At 47.1% G+C, this 2942-nt stretch carries 1 protein-coding gene and 1 tRNA gene; both read left to right on the forward strand.

Features of this window, described 5'->3' with window-relative positions; translation table 11 throughout:
* The first annotated feature begins 687 nt into the window (after positions 1 to 687).
* Positions 688 to 1149: a nucleoside deaminase gene (locus EYO21_02630; protein ID HIB02707.1), complete on the forward strand. Its 462-nt coding sequence runs from the start codon at positions 688 to 690 to the stop codon at positions 1147 to 1149.
* 56 nt (positions 1150 to 1205) lie between these two features.
* A tRNA-Ser gene (locus EYO21_02635) sits at positions 1206 to 1295 on the forward strand.
* The last annotated feature ends 1647 nt before the right edge of the window (positions 1296 to 2942 follow it).

Here is a 2942-nt window from a genome sequence, read left to right on the forward strand (position 1 = left end):
CTTCTCATGGCTTGCATCCTTGTGGGTAGTGGTTGCAGAAAGCAGGTCACAGCCACCGATATGGACATGACCGAATACGGCTGGGTGCTCTACGATGAGGGGAAGTTCACTGAATCGAATGAGTGGTTTTTAAGTGCCGTTGTCCGTGATACCACTTATACGGATGGCTATAATGGCCAAGGTTGGACATTTGGAAAGCTGGGTGAGATAGATTCAAGCATTGTCAGATTTACAAAAGGTTTGGCAAAGGCTTATAAAGACACCACATGGGAAGACATGAAACTCCTTTTGCAAGATCCACCCCACGATCCGGCCATCGAGTGCACAGCCGGCCTGACCCTGGCCCATCATGCCGACAATTCTCACGGTAAGGCTGTGCAGTTTGGTATCAATCTGCTGACCATGGTAAGGGACACTACATACGAAGTCTCGAAAGGCAGCCCCGCCTGGCAATTTTCCCGGGATGAAAACATAAACTCTAAACACATTATATGGACGATCTCATCTTCATACTTTTCACAGGGCAAGTATACGGAGAGTCTCGATTATGCAAACCGTCTCAACCTGATAGATTCTACTTTTGATGTTACCGTGGTGGATGGAGTTCAAAAACTGGCCATGGAAATTTCACGTTTACGAACCACCCTTTAGTCAGCCGGTAAAACCGGTTTTATCATTTTATGTCAAATGAATTCTGCTTCACAGAAAAAGTGGATGAAGCTCGCCTTGGTTGAGGCGAACAGGGCGTTTGATATGGAGGAAGTCCCAGTTGGGGCTTTAGTGGTAAAGGGGAATCATCTTATAGGCAAAGGGCACAACCAGTGTGAAATGCTCAGTGACCCCACAGCTCATGCGGAAATCATTGCTATCACCGCTGCTTGTGCTTCCCTGGGTAATTGGCGACTAGAGGGGTGCAAGCTTTATGTTACGAAAGAGCCGTGCGCCATGTGTGCCGGTGCAATTATTAATTCACGGCTGGATCAGGTCATTTTTGGCTGTTACGATGAAAGAGAGGGGTGCTGCGGGTCTCTTTATCAGCTTTGTAGCGATCCCAGGTTTGCCCACAAGGCAGCGGTGAAGGGGGGCGTGTTGGAGAAAGAGTGCGGGTCCCTTCTTACCACCTTTTTCAATTCCCGTCGTCAATCCTAAATTTAAGTATCATCTGTAAGAAAGGGTGACCTGTTGGTGATACTTTTTCGGTTTTTGGAGAGATGGCAGAGTTTGGTTTAATGCGGCGGCCTCGAAAGCCGTTGTCCTGATTTTCGGGACCGGGGGTTCGAATCCCTCTCTCTCCGCACTTCTACTTTATAAAAATTGGTGCCATCGTGATCGTAGGGTTGCAATCTTGTTATTGTCTACTTCAGCATAAGCATCTTCCTGACGTCCATGAATGAACTACTTGACATCCGAACGATGAACATCCCCGATGCTACCAGGCGGCCCCTGTCGTCCTTTCCGTTCCAGATGGCGGAATGAAATCCTGGCGACATTTCTTTACTCACGAGTGTTCTCACTTTTCCGCCCAACAAATCATAAATGGCGATTTCCACGTAAGTTGGTTCGGGGATATCGTAGGCGATTGTAGTGACAGGATTGAAAGGGTTAGGACTGTTCTGATGCAGAGCAAACTGTGTTGGAAGAGGAGAGTCAAACAGTGTCACCGAACCGCTGGATATCAAATCCCCGGTTGAGCTGAAGAATCGGTAACTGAGATCTATCTCCATTGCCGGATCGTCCATAGAAAAGGAAAGAGCAGGAACACTTGCTTTAGTCGGTTCTGGGAATAGTCCAAAGTGAATAATCTGGTGCTTGCCGCTTGCGCTTTGCCGGGAGAGGAACAGGCCGTTTTCCGATATTTCGCCATTTGTTAGCCTTATCCTGCTTTGTGATTGGATCTCCATTTCACCAGACTGTGCGTTGCGGGGAAGGGTGACAGCAAAGCCTCCGGGTGTGATCTTTGCGTCCAGAGGTTGGCCCATTTGGAAGGCAGAGGTGAGAGATGTGTCGCTTGTATTGTTGGACCACCTCCACATACGGGCAAAAGCCATGGCATCACGAAGATCTACAGTGCCATCTGGGGCCGGATAGAAGTGTGGTGGATCACCCGTTACGGGAGCTATATCAGTGTTCTTCCATTCTTCGGCAAACTTACTGACATCACTCACATCCACCTTCAGGTTGTCATTGTAATCTCCCATGAGCTTTGCATGAATTTCTACTTTTATGCTATCGGTCACCAATTCTCTCAGATCAGTAACATCTGTCAGTATGAACGTGAGCGAATCCATGCTGACTAAAGGAGGTTCTATAAAAAGAACCAGTGTATCATTCCGCAAGTCAGTAGCAAATTTTACAGTATCAGTTCTAATCGCGGAAGCGGAGACATTTGGTAAAGAGGAGAGAGGTTCTGAAAAGATAATACTCACTTGACTTGTGTCAGCCAGTAGAATCCGGTCGTATGATCGTTCCGGGAGAGAGGGCGGCGTAAGATCAACATATACTCCATCACTCAAAGTATCAGAAACATTTTCAGCAACATCAAAAGCTCTTACGGCAATATAATAATATTGGTCATCTTGCAGCGGAGGAGATAGACTTATAATTCTTGTAGTCGAGTCTGTCTCCGGCACTGACCAATCCACTAGGGCGGTCGAATCGGAATCCACAATGGCAAATTGGTAACGATCAATCCCGCTCAAATTATCCGTGAATCCCCACCAGTATGCGGCCAGACTTGTACTGTCATTTACCCAATCCCTGTCTTGTTTATTTACAGATACAGAAACGGTTTGCATTGGTTTGGATTCCGAAAAAAGGTCGTAGGGTGTAAGATCAATGATTTGTCCCTTCTTTGGAGGGGTCAAGTCCACTGTTACACCGTTACTCGCAACAGTATCGGATGAATTACCGGCGCTGTCTGTGGCTATCACTGACAAGTAATA

The sequence above is a fragment of the Candidatus Neomarinimicrobiota bacterium genome (genome assembly GCA_012964825.1).
Lineage (GTDB): Bacteria > Fidelibacterota > Marinisomatia > Marinisomatales > S15-B10 > UBA2125.